The organism is Chryseobacterium sp. sg2396 (assembly GCF_042610505.1).
Taxonomy (GTDB): domain Bacteria; phylum Bacteroidota; class Bacteroidia; order Flavobacteriales; family Weeksellaceae; genus Chryseobacterium.
Genome location: NZ_JBHGAQ010000007.1, coordinates 179,187 through 200,313, shown reverse-complemented (window position 1 = coordinate 200,313; position 21,127 = coordinate 179,187). Strand labels below are relative to the sequence as shown.

The following is a 21,127-nucleotide window of genomic DNA, read 5'->3' as shown; positions in this document are numbered from 1 at the left end:
CCGAATCCAAAGGCACCGTAAAACCGGATAAAAAACCCACCCCGGCGAAACCGGAAGGGAAAACGACGAGTGTGGTAGATCAAACTCCGAAAGAAGTATTTTCTAAAGTAATAGGTCCCGGAAAAGAAGCCGTTCTTTATATATCCAGTGAAATTGCTACAGAGATAAAAGTTGATAAAGCCGGTAAACTAATTTCGTATCCTGATTATGGCGGCTATAATGGAATGGAGGAATATAAAGAAGATAATAAAATATTTTCCAAAAAGATTTCATCTTCCAAAAGTGCTTTCCCGCTTTATAAAATGTACATCTACAGAGGGAATAAAATAGGGGAGGCTGTTAAGAAATTAAAACAGGATCTTAAGTTTAAGACCCATGAAAATGCAGAAGCAACTGTATTAACGGTTGCAAGACATGCACAGACCAATAATAAAAATTATGGTTCAAGTGGCCCGATCCCGCCGAATACGATCGATTCTCTTTACCGGATAAGATATATGCAAGCAAGAAACCATGCCAATAAAGAAAGCTTCAGATACCGGTTTGTAGATAACAATGCAGCCAACCTGAAAGTTGTAAAAGATCTGAAAGATGAAGTTTCAAGTGGCGCGATGACATTGGGAAGCAGAAGCTCTATTTCAATTGACCCATGGAAATCAAAGGATCTGATAGGATGTGTGGGAGTAAGAAGTTCAGATGGAGAAAATCATTCGAGTTATGCTACTGAAATCAAGGACTTAAGTGCTGCCAATTATAAATTCGTATATCATGCGTTAAATAATTATCTGGAATCCGTTGTACCTGAGCTCACCGGAGTATATGGAAGACGCGGCTATTCAAGTAATGGTAAAATAGCGGTTAGTGCCTCAGCCTACGAAGAGGAAATTAAAGTTTTTGCCCTTATAGATCCGTTGCCGGAAATTGATGACTGCAATTGTGATAAAGTAAAGAAAGACGGTCGGAAAGAATATTACGATTCATTCGGAACCAAAGTGATCAGCCATGTTTCTTCTCATACTTCAGCTAATAAATTCAAGGGATTGTATATGATCGCTCAAAGAAGACAGGAAAACGGATTCAGCTTGAAAACCCCGCTTAACAATCCTATGAATATCAAGGGGTCCGGAGATGCAGGTAAGAAAAGTATGGCAACCCATGAAACGTATAATGGAAAATATGAGGCACGCGTAGAAAGTTTTGCGAACTTTACTTCGGAAGAAGCCGGTTTTGACGGATATATTGAACTTCTTAAAAAAAACTTTCCGGATGCACATCATGCACTGACGGACAATTCAAAAAGCATAGATGATTTTGTAGCAGGTCTTGAAGATACCGGACTGAAAGGTGCTTATGCTACCGGAGAACCTAAAAATGGTTTAACCGGTACACAGCAATATAAAAAAGCGGTTAAGGATAATTTCAATTCAACTCTAAATGACTATAAAAATATGTTGGCATGTAAACTTTGTAAATCGAAAGATGAAAAAGAGAAGGCAGAAATTAAAAAAGATATTGAACTTTTAAAACAGTTAAAATGAGAGGAATTGTTGTTTTTATAATGGCTTTCCAGCTGTTAAGCTGCCAGGGCAAAAATCAGGAAAAAGAAAATTGCAGTAAAGAAAATGCCTATAACAAGATTACTCAGATACCTGAGGTTTCAAAAGCGGTTAATACCTATAAAACAGATAAGCACCAGATTATTTTTACTGTTGATGAAGGAGATTATAAAAATAAAAAATATTACATCATTAAAGAAGAACAGGAAGGTGAATTCAGCAATAGTGTCTGGAATATTTTTTATGTCGATAAAAGCGACTGTTCGGTGTCCTATTATGATACCGTCAGTGGAGATTTGATGTCATTGAGCCAGTGGAGGTCATTAGGAAAAAAAAATGAAAAAAAAAGTATGGAAAAAATTAGCTTCACCGATTTGTTCAACGAAGGAACAATAATAAAGTTTACACCAAATGATTTGATTAACAAAAGCAATAATGACATTCAGGAATTTAAGAAAAAGCTACAGCTCTTTGAAGAACAGAATCCGGTCATTGCTGATTTTGATGTTAAAAATCTATCTGCTTTAATTAATAATGAGACTTTTTTTGATCTGCAATATTACACCGACAGCAGTTGGCTTGAATATTTTATACAAAAATATAAGATTGATGCTTCAAAGCTTGAAGACCCTATGGCACTTGCCATCAGGCAGGAGGATTTTAACGCGGTTAAAATATTGGTGAAACATGGATATATCATTTCTAAAAAAGATCTTGTTAATGCTGCTGATACAGAAAATGAAGCTCAGGAAAAGTTAAAAGAAAACAAAACCGACGGTTATGAAAGCTACATTGCAGGCAATTCAAGGATTAATCTGATTTCATCGTTTTTACGCCAGCGGTATGATACAAATAAAATTCAGGATCCTGATGGCTATACCAATTTAAGAAAAGATAAATCTACTGCTTCTGAGGTAATACAAAAAGTAAAATCCGGTGATTTTATAGAGGTTCTTGATAACAGCGGTGACTGGTTTCTAGTAAAAACAAAAGATGGAAAAGAGGGCTATATTTACAGGAATCGAATTAAATCAGCGTAGGTGAATCGGTTGAAATACTTCTAAAAAAAGGACAATTCAGAAGGTCAAATAGGTTTATTGAACTCATGTGAAACTAAAAAACACGTTCCATGTCTAAAAAAGGTGTTTCAAAAATCTCCGGAAACCCTGCTCCGAAAGTAGGGGAGCAAACCACGTATATAGTTACCGACTGGTATCCCGCCACACCGGCCGGTGAAAGAAATCCCGCTGACGTAACGTGGGAACTTTTCNGCTCCGAAAGTAGGGGAGCAAACCACGTATATAGTTACCGACTGGTATCCCGCCACACCGGCCGGTGAAAGAAATCCCGCTGACGTAACGTGGGAACTTTTCAAAAAGCGCTCCAACGGCAGCTTTACGACAACCAATATTAAAAAGAAAGGCGACGGAAGTTTTACCTTTGGGGAAGTCGCTTCCAAAAATAGCTACCGCCTCGAAGCGTATCTTCATGAGCCGGAAGGAAGCGGCCCCACGACTATCGATATTACGCCGCAGCCGGCAGGGATTCCGAAGATCAATAAGGTGGAACTCCGCTATGTGGACGATTCTCCCGGAACGGTTTTCAGCTATACCGAAAAGATGGTGGCCCTTGCGCATTGTGTCAACCTTACCGGCGAAAAACTACTTTTCACCCTTTGGGAAGACGATGCTGCCGGTGAAGGCCACAACAGCAAAAACAAATTCGTAGACAGCAGGCAGGCCGTCGTCGGCAGAACGGGAACGGCAACCGCTGAATTTATTCTCACCAAAGCTCTGATGCAGAAAGCGGCACAGGGTGAAAGGGATCCTAAAGAACTGGAATTCTACGTCACGGTAGAATATTACAAAGATAAAAAACATGCTTCCGATAATGTAGAGCTGAAAAATCCGGCTTACAGACCGCCGGTACAACAACCTGCACCGGCTGCACCTGTCAAAGGAAACAGTCCGGCCCCGGCTCCGAAAGCCCCGGCCAAGGCCCCCGGCTCACCGGCCGCCTCCAAGCCTGCTTCCCAAAAAGAAGAAAGCGGCATCCTCGATGCCATCACCGAAAATGTAAGAAACAAATGGAACGAGCTTTGGGACTGGGCCGAATCCAAAGGCACCGTAAAACCGGATAAAAAAGCCACTCCGTCAAAGCCGGAAGGGAAAACGACGAGTGTGGTGGAGGATCAGGAAGCAAAAAGCGCGGATTGTGGAGAAAAATATTGTATTAAAAAAGGCGATAAAAATGAATTGATCCGGGAAATAAATATCAGACTTGCCGGGTTTGGAGGAAATGTCCCTACAGACGAATTCACGGACAGGACGGAAAAGATGGTTAAGCAGTTTCAGCGGGATTATATGAAAGTTCCGGAGACTGGGAAGGTTTGTGGAAATGTTATAAGAGCAATTGATGAGTTTTCGCTAAATTTTGATATATCTAAAACAGTTTGGAATCAACTATCATGTTCTTGTTCAACAAAAGGTAAACAAGCAGTAAGTAAACTAAAAGGAATAAAAGAAGTAAATAAATGTGATGGATTTGGTGACAAGACGGGAGATAATACTGAGCCCGAAAAGTCGAACAAATATGAATTTCCAGGTGTTCACAGGTCACTTCTATTTGGATTTAAAGCAGTTTTATTTTATTTAAGTAAACAGAAAACATATAGTTTTGGAAAGATTAGTTCTGGATATAGATGCAGATTTAAAAATTTTAAAACTACAAATCACCAAGGAAAAGCTATTGATATTCAGTTTGATAAAGGTAAATGGCAAATAAGAGGTCAGTTACATAAAAATATTGCAGAACTTACACAAATTAGACAAGATATTTTCTACAAATACCTAAATGCAAAAACAAGCTGGACTGAAAAAAATAATTTTAGCTTAGAGCCAATTGGCTTACAGTCGGATAATAAAATTATTGATGGCAATCATACCTATAGTTGGATACATTTGGATGTAAGAGAGTTTGATAAAAAGTATATGGATGACAAATTTTTTTGTAAAAATTCTACTTCATTAAATGGTAAAAACTTATTGCAAATAGCATTAGAATCTGGTTTTGTGAATACATGCAATTGCATGAAAAAATTCGAATCTCAGCAAAAATTAGCTCTATCCACAGCGGCTATAGACTGTGATAGCAAATTTAAAAAAGTAGCTCCAATTATTCTTAAGCACGAAGGTGGATTTGTAGATCATCCTGCAGATAAAGGAGGTGCAACAAATAAAGGTATTACATTTGCAACATGGCAGAAGTATGCAAAAGAAGATGTAAATATAGAGCCTACCTTGGATAATTTAAAAGCTATTACTGATGAACAGGCAACTACCATTTATAGGAAAAGATATTGGGAACCGAAAGGCTTTTGCAAAATAGAAGATGAAAGAGTTGGATTAATGGTTTATGACTGGACAATTACTTCTGGTGGAGCTGGAAAGCAAGTACAAAAACTTTTAAAAGATGAATTTGAACAAGATATTAAAGATGATGGAACTATTGGCTCTAAAACAATTGAAGCTCTAAATAATGTTCATGATCAGGATAAATTACTAACACGAATTGCTGAAATCAGAAAACAATATTATACTAATCTAACTTTTACAGATGGAAAAAAGAACAACCAAGATGTCTTTTTGAAAGGTTGGTTAAATAGAGTAGATGATTGCCTAAATTTTAAACCTTAATTAAATTTATGAGATTTCTAATATTAAGCTTTTTATTTATCATAAGTTGTAAAGATAATAATGCCAAAGCAACGGATAAAAAAACAACCGTAAATACACAAATTGAGGATAAAAAGAAGACCATCACTCAAACCGATTGGTCCGGCAAATGGATTTACGAGAAGAAATCAGAAGATGCCGATGTACCTGAAGAGCAGTTTACCCTGACCATTGTTCAGGAAGGAAACCTGATAAAAGCGCAATACTGTGCGATAGCCAACAGCGGTGGAAAGATCGATTGTGAAAGTACAAAGGAATATAACGTTTCAGGTGAGGTCCGGGATAGAAAAATCACAGGAGAGTTTTTTAGTTTCTTTGATTCTTCAGGAAAAAAAGGAAGATTTGAAATTGCTTCTATTAATAACAATGAGATCCAATGGAAAGTGATCAGCCCTCCCCAAGGAACCTTCTACGCTCCGGATCGCTGTACGTTGGCAAGAGAAACCAGAAATATTCAGGCCCGGAATTCTGAAAATAAATCGATTAACCTTCTGCCGGTTGATTATAAAGATCTGGAAAGTAAAGTAAAATTTAGCAATCAGCCTGAAGAATGGCTGCAAAAATCATTTATGAAAAAATTTGATCTTACAGCTGACGGAAGTGCCGAAATCTTTTCAAAAGATGGTTATGAAGTATATCTTATTGAAAATATGGGAGGAGACAGCGAACTGGTTTATCTGATTTCAGTTAAGGGAAAATCCGTAATGGGAGGGATCAATGTTGCAGATAGTAACGGTGGCAGCAATACGGTAAAAACATTTTCCATCAATGAAAAATATGAAATTTCAATTTTTGCCGAAACGAATGGCCATCGGAAATTATCGGAAAAATATGTTTTCAACAAAGGTGAATTTAAAAAACAGTAATGCTGATCAAAATTTTGAGAATTGATTTAGTATAAAAAAAACTATACGTAAAATCAATCACTTTAAAAACACTCCTGCACAAAAATGAAAAAAATTGTTTTGTATTTATTACTGCTTAACAGCTGTTCCCAAACGGCTGATCATAAACAGATTATTCATAATAAAGAACAGCAGATTACCGATGAAATTAATGATAAATCTTCATCTTTAAAAAATAGTTCAGGACAAAAGGCACATGCAACATTCGAAACCTACGTCAATAACAAATCTTTCTTCATCAGAACTTTTGATATCAATAAGGATGGAATTGCCGATAAGGTAATCAGCAACGCAGCCTACCAGGGAGAAGATTTGTTTGTGTTTTTCGGAAATAAGGCTGGAGGCTATGATGAGGTTTTGGAAACGACGAACTTCTCTGAGGATGGTGGAAATGTCATTAAAGATATTGTTGAAATTCCCGGCAGTAAAGGTTTCATGGTGAAGACCTATTTTCCTGACCGGGGCTATTATGAGAAAGAATTTTATATCATTCCTGAAAACGATACCTGGATTCTTAAACATACCATCTACAAAACCATGTCGGATGTGTCAGAAAATGCAGTAAAATATATTTGTGATGTCATACAGAATATTGATATTACGAAATCCGGCTGGTCGGAAAAGCTTAAGACGATTCCTGCTGAAAATGAAAGAAATCGAAAGTGTCGTACAGAGGGTGTTGAAAACTCGGCAAAACAATATACCATTCAGGATCCGGATGGATATACCAACTTAAGAAAAGATAAAGGTACCTCGTCACCAATTTTACAAAAGATTAATTCTGGAGAAAATATAGAGGTAATAAATACCAATGGCGACTGGTTCTTAATAAAGACTAAAAAGGGACTTACAGGTTATGTTCATAAAAGCCGGGTACAGGTGAATTGAATTTAACGGTCATTTTCGTAATATTTTATCAATTGCTATGAAATCAATAATCTGTTTTATTATTTTATTCATTAATTTTATCGGTCAGCCTTCTTCACAAAGCAAGTATGATAATGAAAATAAGTGGATTGGCAATTATCACTTCTCCGCAAAAAACCGGGACGGAATAAAGACCGGGTTTGATATACATATTATAAAGCTTAATAACATTACCGTAAAGTACAGCGATGGTGAAAGCAAAACCAAAGATCTATAAGAATATTAAAAGCCGATTGGTCCAAAAGGATAAGATCAGCATCGCTTTTAATCCGAAAGATAAGGAGATGGGAACCATCTATATAGAAAAACGGGATGACGAATTCTTTATATCGGGAAGTCCGGTTTATTTTATCAACCCGGGAAATGATGTTTTTCCTCTAAAGAAAATGAAGTGATTGATCGACTGCATAAATTTAGATAAACACACGTGAAAATGAAAAAATACATTATCGGATGCCTGTTGACCATCATCGGCTGTTTCAATATGCCATTGAAATCCATGAGTCAGAATAATGACCGGCGAATCATGGTCGATAAAAAAGAAATTGCAGGAGCATACGGATCTTTTGTCCTGAGTTGCGGGTCCGGTTGTGCGATGACGTACACAGCGGAAAAAGTTCAACGCAGTCTTCCCCGGATCACCGTTACCTTTAAAGTGAAAATGTATGTAGACGAACAATTATCGGATACCTATTACGAAACCTATATATTTTCATATGATCCGGACGGCCGTATTACGAACATCCATCTTAAAGGAAAAAGTGAAGATGTATTACAAAACGGGTTGCCCGCCACCCAAAAATCATTCAGGGATTTTGCTGATGAATTGATGAAGAAAAATAAAAGCATCGGAAACCGTAAATGATTTTGAAAAGGAAGAATGTTTTCTGAATGCATATTTTTGACCTATGAAAAATCTTTTAAAAGCAGCATTCAACTTTGGCGTGTATGTATGCTTGATCCTTGTATTGAGTTGCAGTAAAAACCGGAAGGAATCTCAGGCGGAAATGGCTTCAAAAGCTGGTACACCGGTAAAGCAGAATACCGAACCTCAGGCAGACAAGAAATATTCATGTGAAGATCTGCTGAAGGAACTCGTTTTCTCAAGCAACCTGGAAGCTTTAAAGAAATTCAGGGAAACTGCAGTAAGAATTGAAAATATTTCAGACCGTAAAATTACCATCGAAGTCTATGCAAAGGAAATGTCGGACCGGACCGGCGAATTGCGTGCCGTTGAAAATACGGTAGCCTGGCTGGAGTTTATTCCGGAAAGCAAAAAGCTTTATGATATTACGGCAGATCCCCAATCGCCTGTTGAGCTGAGTTATGACAAAACAATCTTCACCAAGCATTCGCTTTCTGAACTTTGCGGTCTGAAAGCAGCCGGATCTCCCCAGCGCAAAACAGATATTTCCTGCAAAGAAATTACCGGTGAAATGGCCTCCGGACAGGAATGTATCATATCTTCAGCCACTTTGGAAAAAGTATACAAAGATCTCATTAACAAAGCAGCGGTAAAGGATTCAAAATATCTTCCGGAAAAATTACCGGTAAAAAATACATCGATGGAAATCAACCAAAACGGGTTAATGAATATTGATTTTAAAGTAACCAGTAACAAAGTAAACATCGAAATGTTGTATGCTGGAGGAACGACCGACATTACATTTGAAAAACAGGGAAATAATATAAAGAGAACGGTAATGTATAATGCTGATTAATGACAATCCGAGAGCAGGGAATTGGATAATTTAAAACAAAAAACTTTTTCCAATAAAAATTTATGGTATTTTTGATGAGACAAGCAAATTCAAAAATACGGTATGATCAGAAAAAAACTTTTAGGACTTTCACTCATCGCTGGACTGGCGTCGATTTCCTGTAATAAAAATGAATCAAATCATACAAAAAACAAACCAAGGTCATCCGTTGTTTCATCGCCTGCGGATCAGACTGTAGATGTGGTGAAAAAACAAAGTACCGAAAAACCTGAAGAAAATACAGAAGATGCCCGCCCGGGAACTCCTAAGGCTGAAGCTACAAAAAATTCCGTAGAAGGTAAATTTATTGCGACGGCCTGTGATGGCGGAAGGTTTTCTATAGAATTTAAAAATACGGATGGCAAGCCTGTTTTCAAAATTTACGATAGAGGAAAAGTAATTGCTGCAGGAAATGTTTCTACTGAAACCGACGAAAAAACCGGGGAAATCACAGAGATTGCCATGGGCGAAATCGGCGGGCTGTATGAAGGTGATAAAATCATTATCCAGAATTACGGAAATTCCATGAATGAATTCGACCATTTCACCCAATGCGGAGACAAATATCTGGAATTCACAAAAAGCAAATAAATAATCCAAAGCAGAACCTGGTTTAAATGCTGGAAGAGAGAAGTTTCTTCTGTAATCATATTTCTACCAGTCTTGCGTATTATAAAAGATCACCTGTAACCTCCTATTATTCAAAAGCACTTTGCGGAGGCTGTATTTAAAATATGAGCATCGGGCTATCTTAAAACAATTTTGTAAAATAAAATTTTTGATTTAAATTAGGTAGTGCCAAAAACAGAAATAATATGACCATTCATTTTATTCTTTCCGGGGAAACGCTGGAAAGCATATCTGAAGAAATTCATCTTGAAAACCCGGAATACCTGAAAGAATTTCACAATACCCGCTGTGCAAGGGAAGATCTGATCCATGAAAAGCTTGTTCCTGGAAAAAAACTGATGATTCCCGATCTCATCAGAATCCGTGAATACAACAGCCGGAACGATGCGTCTTTCAAAAACCCTAAGCTAAATCCGGAGATCCCTTTCCATCCTGAAAATTTCAGCAGGATATTTTCTGTTGTCAGTAAAGAAATCGAAGACAACGGCCTGGAAGAAAAAAGCAATACCCTGACGTACACCGTCTCACTAAAATGGCTGCGGAAAGAAGGCGACTGTCATTTCTTTCAGATATTTAAAAACAACTTCTCCGAAGGTCAGGGCAGTATGATGGCGGATCTTGCTGCGGAATTGATGCGCTCCCTCAATCCGGTTGAGGTGAAAACGGATCTGAGAGGAAGGGTTTTAAGCGTATCACTGCCCCAAGAGACCATTAGGGATTTTGGTAAGATCAAAGAAAGGCTTACCGATCTTTTTCCGGATCCTTATGCAAAAATATACCTCGACGAATTTGAAACGGCTGTCCTCGATCAGCGCATTTTCGAAAGCCGGATGAAAGAAGATATTTTTATTAAAGCCTATTTTGCCGCACTAAGAAAAGGCTTTACAAACGGCAGATCTTTTCTCACGCAGTCGATTGGCGAAGAAAATATTCCTGTCGATATTCAGCAGAAAGTGGAAAGTGCGGACTACGATCAGGAAATGGCTCTTCTTCAATCACTGGCTCCGGCAGAAGAGGACAAAAGTTTTACCGGAAAATATACCCTGTATTCAGATTCCGGCATGGTAAAAGCGATTGAAATCCATTATACGATTTCCCTTTTTGGTGTAAAAAACAAAAGCTTTTTTACTGTAAGCGAACTGTCGTAACTGATTTTAAATCAGGATTCGTTAAGGATTTGTTAAATCCAATATCGTAGAATTACGACATCAAATCGTAGAATTACGACAAAAATTAAATTTAGGATTTAAAAATTTTTAAAAAAATAATAGCTGTTTTATCTTTGTATCACAATCACCGAATCACAAAATAGTATTAACGATTAAAATTTACAAATCATGGCAGCAAATTCAAGAGGAATCTTAAAATTCAACGGTGGCGAAGGCCAAAAATTATTAAAGCTAAACTACAGCGTATCAAGATCCACAGACGTTTCCGGACGCGTAGCTTCAGATCCTTCTAACGCACTGATCAAGCTTACAGTAGAAGCTACTGAAAAATCCGACATCCTGGAAAGCTTACTGAACGGAAAATACAAACCTACGACAGGTGAAATTACTTTCAATAAATCCCACGAAGAAGGTACATTGATTACTCTTTCATGGGAAAACGGTTACGTGATCCAGCACGAAGTGGAATTCGATGCAGTAGATGAAAATAACATGCTGATCAGCTTCATAGTGAGTGCAGAAACTATCGACTACGGAAATTCGTCTTACAGAGGTCTGTGGCCGTCAGTGTAAAAACAGATTGTGTATAAATACCATAACAAAAAAAGACTGTCCTTGTAAGACGGTCTTTTTTTACCTTTGGAATAAAAAAGTGGTATGGCGTGGATAATTCCGGTATGTCATATTGACGGGATATATATTCATATTTTCAAAAAAAATCAATATCTTAGTAAGCAGTAAAATTCAGTCGGTTATGGATTGGTTTTTGCTGCATTTCAGCAGAAACGGCCGATGAATACACCAATCACACAGAATATTAATTGAGAAAATAACACCATGGGAGTACTTGTAACCAACGAGACGGTAAAACAGCTTTTTCATATTGCACAATCGATCGCGAAGGAAAATTATAACGGGACATATGGGGCGCCGCATATTCTGCAGGCCCTGATGCACAGGGATATCGGGCTTAATGAATTCCTGAGAAGCATTGATAAGGATCCGGGATATTTCTACGAATGGGCCGATGTGCGTATCGAGGACTATCCGAAAACCACCCATCTGCCGGATGAAGTAAAGGAGGATGATTCCGTAGATCATATCGTGGAAGAAGCAGATGACATCCGGCTGAAGCTTGGCCTGGATGAAATTACCCCGGTCTGTATTCTGACGGCTATTGTAAAACCGCAGGTTGCCTTTACTCTGCAGCAGCTGAAATCCTTACCGCTGAGGGAACACGAGATTTTTAATTTATACAGAAAAGATACCCCTTACGAAACTTCCGGAAATGGAGAATTTTCCTCCATCTTCTCCAATGGTTCCGAATATTCGGACAATTCCTTTCCTTCAATAAAAAGCTATTGCATAGACCGCACGGCCCAGGCGAGAAAAGGCGAGATTGAAAACATCATCGGAAGAGATAAAGAGCTGAGAATGCTCGTTGAAATCTTATGCAGAAGAAGCAAACCGAATGTAATCATCATCGGTGAGCCGGGCGTCGGAAAAACTGCTCTTGTAGAAGGTTTTGCCATAGAAATTATCAAAGGAAATGTTCCCGATATGCTTAAAAACGGAACTTTGCTGGAATTGGACACGGGAGCTTTGCTGGCCGGCACTTCCTACAAAGGCGAAATTGAAGACCGCCTGAAAAAAGTGATTAACGAATGTAAAAAGATTGAAAAAGCCATTCTTTTTATCGATGAAATCCATACCCTGCTGGATCCGAAGGGAAGCATCGGAAACGTGGCAAACTTATTAAAACCAGAACTGGCAAGAGGTGAGATTACCGTCATCGGAGCTACTACCCAGGAAGAATACCGAAAAATTATCGAGCCGGAACAGGCTTTTAACCGGCGTTTTGAGGTATTGACGGTCCAAGAGCCGGATGAAAAAACCTGTGTAAAAATGATCGATGTTCTTTTGGATGGCTATAAAAAGCACCACGGCATTGAAGTGGAAAAAGCAGCCCTTCCGGAATGTGTAAGGCTGGCTAAAAGATATGCCAAAGGAAAAAAGCTGCCCGATGCCGCCATCGACCTGCTGGACCGGACCATGGCTGCCATCAAAATGCTTGACGAACTTTCTGAAAAGGAATTGGAAAACTGGAAAATGAAATATGATGAAATTCTGAAAGAGGAATTTTTTGATGAAAAAGATAAAGCCGACGAACTGATCTGGATGTATAATTTGCTGAGGGATAAAATCAGCCCGATTCTGTGGGGATCTTTGAGTGAGCAGCCACAGATCGACAATTCCATGCCGGTTGAACACATTCAGAAAATCATCGGAGATACTTACGAAGAACTTTTACAGCATGCTTCCGTAAAAAGGGAAAAGGTAGATCGTCTGGAGCTGGCGGCAGTAATGGCGGCTAAAACGAATATCCCGATCGGGAAAATCCAGGCCCAGGAAAAAGAAAAGCTCCTGAACATGGAATCGCTTTTGATGAACAGGGTTGTTGGTCAGGATCATGCCCTGAAAATCCTTTCCGATGCGATTGTTGAAAACCGTAGTGGACTGAATAAGCCGGGGCAGCCGATAGGATCGTTCTTCCTTTTGGGACCTACCGGAACCGGAAAAACCGAACTGGCCAAATCCATGGCGGAACTGCTCTTCAATGATGAAAAAGCCATGGTCCGTTTTGATATGTCGGAATTTAAGGAAGAGCATTCCGCAGCACTTTTGTATGGTGCGCCTCCGGGATACGTCGGATATGAAGAAGGTGGAATGCTGGTAAATAAAATCAGGCAGCAGCCGTACACGGTAGTGCTATTTGACGAAATTGAAAAAGCGCATCACTCGGTATTTGATGTCTTTTTACAAATCATGGACGAAGGAAAAGTCCATGATAAGCTTGGAAAAGAAGGGGATTTCAGCAACGCGCTGATCCTGTTTACCTCAAACATCGGAAGCGAAGAAATCGTAAAGCAGTTTGAAGAAGGGAAAATTCCTGAATCCAATTCGTTGATGCAGATCATGTCGAATTCAGGACGTTTCAGGCCGGAATTTCTGGCAAGGATCACAGAGATTATTCCGTTTGCACCGATTACCGAATCTATTGCAGAAAGGATCTTCAATATTCAGTTAAAATCACTGCATGCTTCATTAACCAGACTTGGAATGAGCTTGAAAATCAGTGATGAAGCAGTTAAGAACCTTGCATTAGGCGGATTCAGCAGTAAATATGGGGCACGGCAGATTTCCGGAGTTATCCGGTCACAGTTGGCAAGACCGATTTCCAAAATGATTGTAAGAGAAGAAGTAAAACCGGGCCAGACCATTCATGTCGACTGGAATTCCGAGGAAGAAAAACTGAGCTGGAAAGTGGAATAAAAATTCTTTACGATTTAAAACAGTCTGAATATGTTTTGAATCTTTTCGCTTTTTACGGTTAAAATTAATGCAACCTGATACAATGAAACCGAATCTCAAACATATCGTACTTACGGCAATACTTCTGATGACTTCACAGATGGCGAATGCCCAGTTCCTTACCGCTTCCGATACTTCGGAAAGCAGTGTGAGGAAGTATAAAAGCATCATCAATGCCAATAAAGAAATTGTAGATTTTATCGAATATTCCCTGGTGCAGAAAGGGCTGCCAAGACATTTGAGAAATTTAGCCTTAATTGAATCCCATTTCAACAGAAATATTACCTCAGGAGCCGGTGCAGTAGGAGTGTGGCAGTTTATGACCGCCCATGCCAACCAGTACGGCCTGACGGAGCAGAACAGAAATGACCTTTATAAAAGCACCAAAACCGCAGCCGTTTCTTTATCCAACCTTTATAAGAAATATAACAACTGGATAACGGTAGTGGCGGCCTACAACTGTGGTGAAGGAAATATCGCCAAGGCCATGGCTGCAGCCAGCTCTTCACAGTATCATGTTTTTTATAAATATCTGCCGGAAGAAACCATCAACCATGTTAAAAAATACCTGAATGCATGCTATGCCACCGGCGAACTGCAAAGCGTGCTGAGCAATTATAATTCTTCGAGAATCAATACCGTATTTTTTACCAATGGCGGAAGTAAACAGGACCGTTCCCAACTTGCAGAAACCGATATCAATGCAGGATTTAATTTAAATATCATTGCAGACGAACTGGACGTAGATATGGAAAAACTTCTTTCGTGGAATCCCGGAATCAGTGATGAGCTGAAGCAAAAAGGCCAGAGCACATTGTACCTGCCAACCGATCTGATGCCCGATTTTTTACTGCGAAAGACTAAAATCCTTTCCAGATCCGTTAAGGAATCAAATACACCAATCCTCAGGCAGTAGCCTTTTAAGAAATCATGTTTAACCTATCCAAATCACAGGAAATATGAAAACAGAATCACAAGATATAGCAAACAGCCCTTCATTCCGTCCGTCACAGAATGCCGACGGAATTTCTCAGAACCACCATACCGGAATCAACAGGCTGGTGAAACTCTCTTTGGTTATCGAAGGGAAAGTGATCCGTTATTACAAACATTTTAAGCTTACCCAAAGTGCAAGACGCCATCATGAATTCAGTGTAACACTGGCTCACGATGCTCTGGGAGACCGTCAGACCCATACTCTGGAAGAAGCCAATAAATTCCTAGGGAAACGCCTGACCGCCGTTATTTCCTATAAAGATATCGACAACAGCCCTGAAAGAACTTTTGTAGGGGTCATTACCGGAGTAGGTTTCAGCCAGGAAAAAATGAGCCTCGGAAACATTGTGCTTACGGGATACAGCCCGACCATTCTGCTGGACGGTGCACCTCACATGCAGAGTTTTGGCGGTGCTTCTCCGGTGAATATGGGGATCATTGCCAATGAAGTCATTAAGCAGGGGATTGATTCCAGCCGGTTCGATGTAAGAGTGGATACCAATGATTATTCACAGATTATTTACAGCAGTCAGTATGACGAAACGCACTATAACTATCTGGCAAGAATGGCCGAAGCGTATGGCGAACAGTTTTATTATGACGGTGAAGTCCTTCATTTCGGGAAGCTTCCGCTTCAGAATAAACCTATAAGATTAACCTACGGAAGCAGTGCCAATGACATCAGGGTGGAATTAAAAGCGGTTCATACAAAACCACAGTTCTACGGCTACAACAGCAGCAAACATGAAAAACTGACCTCCGGAGAAACACCGATCAAGCACGTCAGCGACCTGGCAAAAACGGCCTACGCTCATAATGATAAAATATACAAAACTCCGGCTTTACAGGTAGCACCGATTAAAGCATCCACTCATCTCGATATCGAGTATTCTCAGAGAAGTACGGCGGGAAGCGAAGCGGTAAATGTATTTTCCCTATCCGGGAATACTACGGTTCCGTTCTTACATCCCGGCTGTGTTGTTGATGTTCAGATGCGTAAAGTTGACAGTAATGAGTCGGATTATTTCACCAGGATTATGGTGACGGAAACGTCTCATGAAATCGATACCATCGGGCATTATACCGGAAGTTTTGAGGGAATCGCTTCGGATACCGGATTTATGCCAAAACCGGAATTTAAAGTTCCGAAGGCGGAACCGCAAATCGCAACGGTCGTTTCCAATGCAGATCCGGAAGGACAGGGGAGGGTACAGGTGCGGTTCGACTGGCAGACCAATGATACTACCCATTTTATCCGGATGATGAGCCCTGACGCAGGCGGAACGGATCAGATTACCCAAAACAGAGGCTACGTAGCCATTCCGGAAGTCGGTGACCAGGTGATGGTGAATTTTGTACATAGCCATCCGGATAGGCCTTTCGTGATGGGAGGAATGTTCCACGGTGGGGTCGGACTTGGCGGCGGTGTGGATAACAGGGTGAAATCCATCCAGACCAGAAGCGGTCACCGGGTGGTCTTTACCGAAGACGAAAGCATCATCATAACCGATAAGTCGGGCAACGAAATTCATCTGGATACCACCGGAAGTAATATCACCATTACGGCTCCGGAGACGATGACGCTTAATTGTAAAAATATGAACATCAACGTTGGAATGAACATGACAACGACGGTCGGAATGAATAAATCCGATACGATTATGGTGAACCATACGGAAAGCGTAGGCTCTATGAAATATCTTTCTACTGGTGCAGATTTTATGACCAATGTGGTAGGAAGAATGAGCCATTATGTAAAAGGCGACATGGAAGTTTACGGCGAAAAAGAACATAAGCTCACTTCCATGAAAGGGGTGGAGATCAACAGTGAAGGAAAGGTGGAGCACCATGCGGAAAAAGAGGTTCAGAACAACAGCGGCGAGAAATCCAAAAATCACTAATTGAGTCATGAGCATCGAATATATCATAGAAGGCAAGACTGTGATCCGTACAAGCGGAGATTATAAAACCTATGCCAAAGAAGAAATCATTCACAACAGTGCCGTTTCTGTGGAACAAAAGGGAAATGAAACCGGCGTAAGTTATAATCCGGCTGAAAAAATCAATCCGAATGACAAGCCTGTCAATACCATTGATGTGACTTTGAATCTTTTTTTTGACGGAACCCAGAATAATAAAACCAATACCCAAGCCGGTGCGCAACATGAAAATTCCAATCATGTAGATGACAGCTATACAAATGACTATTCGAACGTAGCCAGAGGATATGATGCTGTAGATCCAAATGCTGAAAACCAGATTCGGGTCTATATCGAAGGTATCGGAACTGAAGATTTAGAGAGTGAATCCATTCCATTTACCACAAAACCTAATAATATTGGGATACCTTTTGGAACCGGTGATCGGGGAGTGCCTGCTAAAGTATCAAAAGGATGTAAGAATAGTTCTGAAGCACTTGCCAAATATGCAGGTAAAGATATTCATTTAAAAGTTAATGTATATGGATTTAGCCGAGGAGCAACAGCAGCCCGGCATTTCGTTCATATAGCAACAAAAGCTGCAACGGTATTAAGGATTGACAATAAAAAAGGAATGGCTTTGGCACCTTTTGATAATCTTAATAATCGTGTCAAAGTGGATCTTGATAATCCATTAGTTACACAGTATGGTTATTTCGGTGCTTGTCTGGTTGCAAATAAAGTTATTCCTAAAAACATAAGTTTCAATTTTGTCGGACTTTATGATACTGTGGCTGCTTATGGTATGGATCATAGAGGAAAAAAAGTTGGAAATGTAAGTATAATCGATGATGATACAGCGCAATTGGGTCTTGATTCTGTAAATAAAGCCTATTTTATTTTACAACTGGCAGCAGATGATGAACATCGCGATAATTTCGATCTGACAAATATTAAAAGATCCGGCGTAAAAGGTCTGGAATTTACATTACCCGGAGTGCATTCTGACATAGGAGGGTGTTATGTGGATCTGGTTGAAGAAAATGTAGATTTATATAAGGAAGAAATAAATGACACAGAATGTAAAAGATTTCGTGAAATATTGATTGAAGAGGGTTGGTATATTGATGATCCTAAACAAATTTGGATAGAAAGACTTACTCCACATGTTCATGGTGTAGACTCCAGGTTTATCTTAAAAGGAAAAAGAAAGCCTCGTAATATCTATGATAAAGTATCCCTTAATACAATGTTTCATTATTCAGAACATTTCAAAGTAATATATAAAAAAAATTCAATAAGTGATCATAAAATACAGGATTCTTTTTTAAGTAAAATTTATAATCAATTGCTGGGATATATGAATGCTTGCAATAATTTAAGAAATGAATTTATAGAAGAATATAACAAAACCAATTCTTCTGGCGATTATGTAGAAAAATTGAAAACACTGAATTACGAAGAATATGTAGATCAACAGGATCTTAAGATCTTACGGAATCAATATTTGCATTGGTCTGCAAGCGTAACCAAATTAGGATTAGGTCCAAGAATAGGCAAAGTAACTAGTGCAAAAGAACGTAAAAGAAATATACAGGATGGGTAATACAAAAAAAATATTAAAAATTATACTACAAAATTTTTTGTGCCTAATATTTTGTACTAATCTAATACAATGTCAGAAAATGAATAATGAAAAATTAGCGTTTCGTGTAGAAATCTCTCAACCTGATAATAAATATGAAGTAACACCGGTTTTTGATAAGGTAAAGACTTTGGAAGGGAATCATGCGGGCCTGCCTTATGGCAGCTCATCAGGTAGTTGGGGCGACTCCGGCTCGATGTGGACGGAACAATATGGTACGCCGGTAGGTGCGGATATCACTTATTATTCCAGATACGAAGATCTATTCTACCATCTCAATATTGATTTTCCTCAAGATAAAATAAAAGATTATATGGAAAGGGCTTATGCAAGATGGGATGATCTGGAAGGAGAAACCAAAGAATACAAAAGACTGGGGAGAGGATATACAGCTAAAAACGATGAAAATGCCTACGACAGTTTCAGTACGCTTGTTTTCGGTTTTGCTCCCAAAGGGATGGTTGTCGTATGGCTGAATTTCGGAAATACGCGCATTGAGCTGGGGCGTTATCAGGCAAAGGTGATCACTGATAAGGCAGCTATTGCCAAGGCTAAAGAAAAATATCTTCAGATGTACCGGATTAGTCCTGAACGGTTTGAAGAGGCCAGGAAAGAACTGGCTATGCCCGACGCTTCACCGGAAGAATGGGATAGCTATAGGCAGCGCTATAATTGGCGGCCTGTGGTAACTTCTGAAAACCCGAAGTTCCGTTTGTTTGAAGTATTAAATTACACGTATAACGGAGAGAAAGAAAGTGCTTTGCGGCCCTGGGTTTTAGATATTCCATACAAAGAAAGGGCAGTACCAAAGGAAATGGTCTTTTTCTGGGAAACCGGTAAGGCAAAAAATGAAAAGTTCAATGCACGGGCATTTTTCAATTGGAAAAAAACGAATGAAGCTTTCAAGAAAGCCGGTAATAAGATAGAACTTCAGATAAAAATAGCTTCCGATAACAATTCAGTAGAACTTTTACTGGATGGCCAGCCCTTGCAATCCGACAGCATTCGGATTTATCAGTGGGAAGGAGATTATAAAGAAAGCTATAGATAGTCATTTCTACAAATATTAGAACCGGATTATTATGAAAAGTATAATAAACTCGGAAAGTATTATTATAGATTTGCCACCTCTTATTTTCGGATTTCCTCCTAAAGGAATGGTCGTTATCTGGTTCCGCTACGGTTATGTATCGGTGCAGCTGGGTGAATTCCAGGCTGAGGTAATAAAAGATGATAAAAAGTACGCAGATAAAATGTTTTCAACATTTCGCAGGCGAGAGAAGAAATCAGGCAGCGCATGTTTAGGAAAGGATTTTAAGCTTGATTTCAAAATAGCCCTTGATAACAACAGCATGCAGATCATGATCAACAATCAACCGGTAGAAGTTGACAGTACCAGAATTTATAAAAGCGAATTTAAGTTTAAGGAATCGTATAAATAACCTGCTGATGAAGCGATTGATTGAATAAAAAAAATCAGAGAGATAAATAAAGATTTGATAGAATTTCTATCAATCTGATTCCATTTAAGATATATATAAAATTCATTCCGGACAGTGTAGCTTTCCGGAAATTTTTATCTGAATATTTTAATTTGGATATGTTAAAAATTATCAAAAATATCTTAAATTAATATTAATAAATCTCTTCTTTGTGTAAATTTTTAGTTGTTTTTAGTAATTTTTTTATGTGTAATGTAATGGTTTTTAATCGGTTATGTTATTTATTATTTCCAGTGTCGTAGAATTACGACTTCAAATCGTAGTATTACTACAAAAGATGAATTTATAGTTTAAATATTTTTAGGTTAAAAATAACTAGCCTATCTTTGACTCAACAAATCAACCAAATCACAAAATATTAACGATTAAAATTTACCATCATGGCAGCAAATTCAAGAGGAATCTTAAAATTCAATGGCGGAGAAGGACAAAAATTATTAAAGCTGAACTACAGCGTATCAAGATCTACGGATGTTTCCGGCAGAGTCGCTTCAGATCCTTCCAATGCACTGATTAAACTTACGGTAGAAGCTACTGAAAAATCAGATATCTTAGAAAGCTTACTGAACGGAAAATACAAACCGACAACCGGTGAAATTACTTTTAACAAATCCCACGAAGAAGGAACCCTGATTACCCTGACCTGGGAAAATGGTTACGTGATCCAGCACGAAGTGGATTTTGACGCTGTAGACGAAAACAGCATGCTGATCAGCTTTGTGGTAAGTGCAGAAAGCATTGATTACGGAAACTCCAATTATAAAGGTTTGTGGCCAGGAGGAAACAGCAACTAAACCTACAATCATCTTAGTAAAATAAAATTGGTTACAGAATAGCATAGCTCAATAGAGTAGCTATTCTGTTTTTTTTTGAAATTAAATGATCTCATTATTTCAATTTGATCCTTAGACCGGTGATCGGTTTTGAAATTTGATTAATAAAAATTTGTTTGATTCTTTCAAATAAATTTCAGCACAAAATAAAACACATCGAATCAATTAAATTATAAGGT

18 protein-coding genes are annotated in these 21,127 nt (G+C 38.8%); all 18 read left to right on the top strand.

Translation table 11 applies throughout. From position 1 onward, the window contains the following. The coding region (locus ACED20_RS09860) for a hypothetical protein (RefSeq protein WP_378104356.1) at nucleotides 1-1,538 on the top strand (1,538 nt) is incomplete at its 5' end. A 368-nt stretch (nucleotides 1,539-1,906) separates the two neighbouring features. Further along, nucleotides 1,907-2,596: an SH3 domain-containing protein gene (locus ACED20_RS09855; RefSeq protein WP_378104354.1), complete on the top strand. Its 690-nt coding sequence runs from the start codon at nucleotides 1,907-1,909 to the stop codon at nucleotides 2,594-2,596. Nucleotides 2,597-3,133: 537 nt separating this feature from the next. Continuing rightward, nucleotides 3,134-5,251 carry a glycosyl hydrolase 108 family protein gene (locus ACED20_RS09850; protein WP_378104352.1) on the top strand — a complete coding sequence of 706 codons (2,118 nt, stop codon included), beginning with the start codon at nucleotides 3,134-3,136 and terminating at the stop codon, nucleotides 5,249-5,251. An 8-nt stretch (nucleotides 5,252-5,259) separates the two neighbouring features. Next, entirely contained in the window at nucleotides 5,260-6,156 is an 897-nt protein-coding gene (locus ACED20_RS09845) for a hypothetical protein (RefSeq protein WP_294197552.1), read from the top strand. 84 nt (nucleotides 6,157-6,240) lie between these two features. Beyond that, nucleotides 6,241-7,083: an SH3 domain-containing protein gene (locus tag ACED20_RS09840; protein ID WP_294197553.1), complete on the top strand. Its 843-nt coding sequence runs from the start codon at nucleotides 6,241-6,243 to the stop codon at nucleotides 7,081-7,083. Nucleotides 7,084-7,310: 227 nt separating this feature from the next. Then, nucleotides 7,311-7,517: a hypothetical protein gene (locus ACED20_RS09835; protein WP_294197555.1), complete on the top strand. Its 207-nt coding sequence runs from the start codon at nucleotides 7,311-7,313 to the stop codon at nucleotides 7,515-7,517. Nucleotides 7,518-7,555: 38 nt separating this feature from the next. Further along, entirely contained in the window at nucleotides 7,556-7,987 is a 432-nt protein-coding gene (locus ACED20_RS09830; protein WP_294197556.1) for a hypothetical protein, read from the top strand. A gap of 43 nt (nucleotides 7,988-8,030) precedes the next feature. Further along, entirely contained in the window at nucleotides 8,031-8,843 is an 813-nt protein-coding gene (locus ACED20_RS09825) for a hypothetical protein (RefSeq protein ID WP_294197557.1), read from the top strand. A 102-nt stretch (nucleotides 8,844-8,945) separates the two neighbouring features. Next, nucleotides 8,946-9,473: a hypothetical protein gene (locus ACED20_RS09820; RefSeq protein ID WP_294263618.1), complete on the top strand. Its 528-nt coding sequence runs from the start codon at nucleotides 8,946-8,948 to the stop codon at nucleotides 9,471-9,473. Between the two features lie 224 nt (nucleotides 9,474-9,697). Further along, nucleotides 9,698-10,660 (top strand): hypothetical protein, encoded by a 963-nt coding sequence (locus ACED20_RS09815; RefSeq protein WP_378104348.1) that lies wholly within the window; start codon nucleotides 9,698-9,700, stop codon nucleotides 10,658-10,660. A 189-nt stretch (nucleotides 10,661-10,849) separates the two neighbouring features. After that, the gene (gene tssD / locus ACED20_RS09810; protein WP_294197575.1) at nucleotides 10,850-11,254 is read left to right on the top strand and encodes a type VI secretion system tube protein TssD; all 405 of its coding nucleotides are present in this window, start codon (nucleotides 10,850-10,852) and stop codon (nucleotides 11,252-11,254) included. A gap of 264 nt (nucleotides 11,255-11,518) precedes the next feature. Then, nucleotides 11,519-14,014 carry an ATP-dependent Clp protease ATP-binding subunit gene (locus ACED20_RS09805; protein WP_378104345.1) on the top strand — a complete coding sequence of 832 codons (2,496 nt, stop codon included), beginning with the start codon at nucleotides 11,519-11,521 and terminating at the stop codon, nucleotides 14,012-14,014. A 67-nt stretch (nucleotides 14,015-14,081) separates the two neighbouring features. Then, nucleotides 14,082-14,969, top strand: a complete 888-nt coding sequence (locus ACED20_RS09800) for a lytic transglycosylase domain-containing protein (RefSeq protein ID WP_378104343.1) — start codon at nucleotides 14,082-14,084, stop codon at nucleotides 14,967-14,969. 43 nt (nucleotides 14,970-15,012) lie between these two features. Next, nucleotides 15,013-16,950 carry a type VI secretion system Vgr family protein gene (locus tag ACED20_RS09795; protein ID WP_378104341.1) on the top strand — a complete coding sequence of 646 codons (1,938 nt, stop codon included), beginning with the start codon at nucleotides 15,013-15,015 and terminating at the stop codon, nucleotides 16,948-16,950. A 7-nt stretch (nucleotides 16,951-16,957) separates the two neighbouring features. Continuing rightward, a complete protein-coding gene (locus ACED20_RS09790) occupies nucleotides 16,958-18,574 on the top strand; it encodes a phospholipase effector Tle1 domain-containing protein (RefSeq protein WP_378104339.1) in 1,617 nt (538 codons plus the stop codon). 79 nt (nucleotides 18,575-18,653) lie between these two features. Beyond that, on the top strand, nucleotides 18,654-19,664 hold the full coding sequence (locus ACED20_RS09785; protein WP_294222680.1) for a DUF2931 family protein: 1,011 nt from the start codon (nucleotides 18,654-18,656) through the stop codon (nucleotides 19,662-19,664). A 31-nt stretch (nucleotides 19,665-19,695) separates the two neighbouring features. Beyond that, a complete protein-coding gene (locus ACED20_RS09780) occupies nucleotides 19,696-20,055 on the top strand; it encodes a hypothetical protein (RefSeq protein ID WP_378104337.1) in 360 nt (119 codons plus the stop codon). A 440-nt stretch (nucleotides 20,056-20,495) separates the two neighbouring features. Beyond that, the gene (tssD, locus tag ACED20_RS09775) at nucleotides 20,496-20,909 is read left to right on the top strand and encodes a type VI secretion system tube protein TssD (protein WP_294197590.1); all 414 of its coding nucleotides are present in this window, start codon (nucleotides 20,496-20,498) and stop codon (nucleotides 20,907-20,909) included. Nucleotides 20,910-21,127 lie beyond the last annotated feature (218 nt).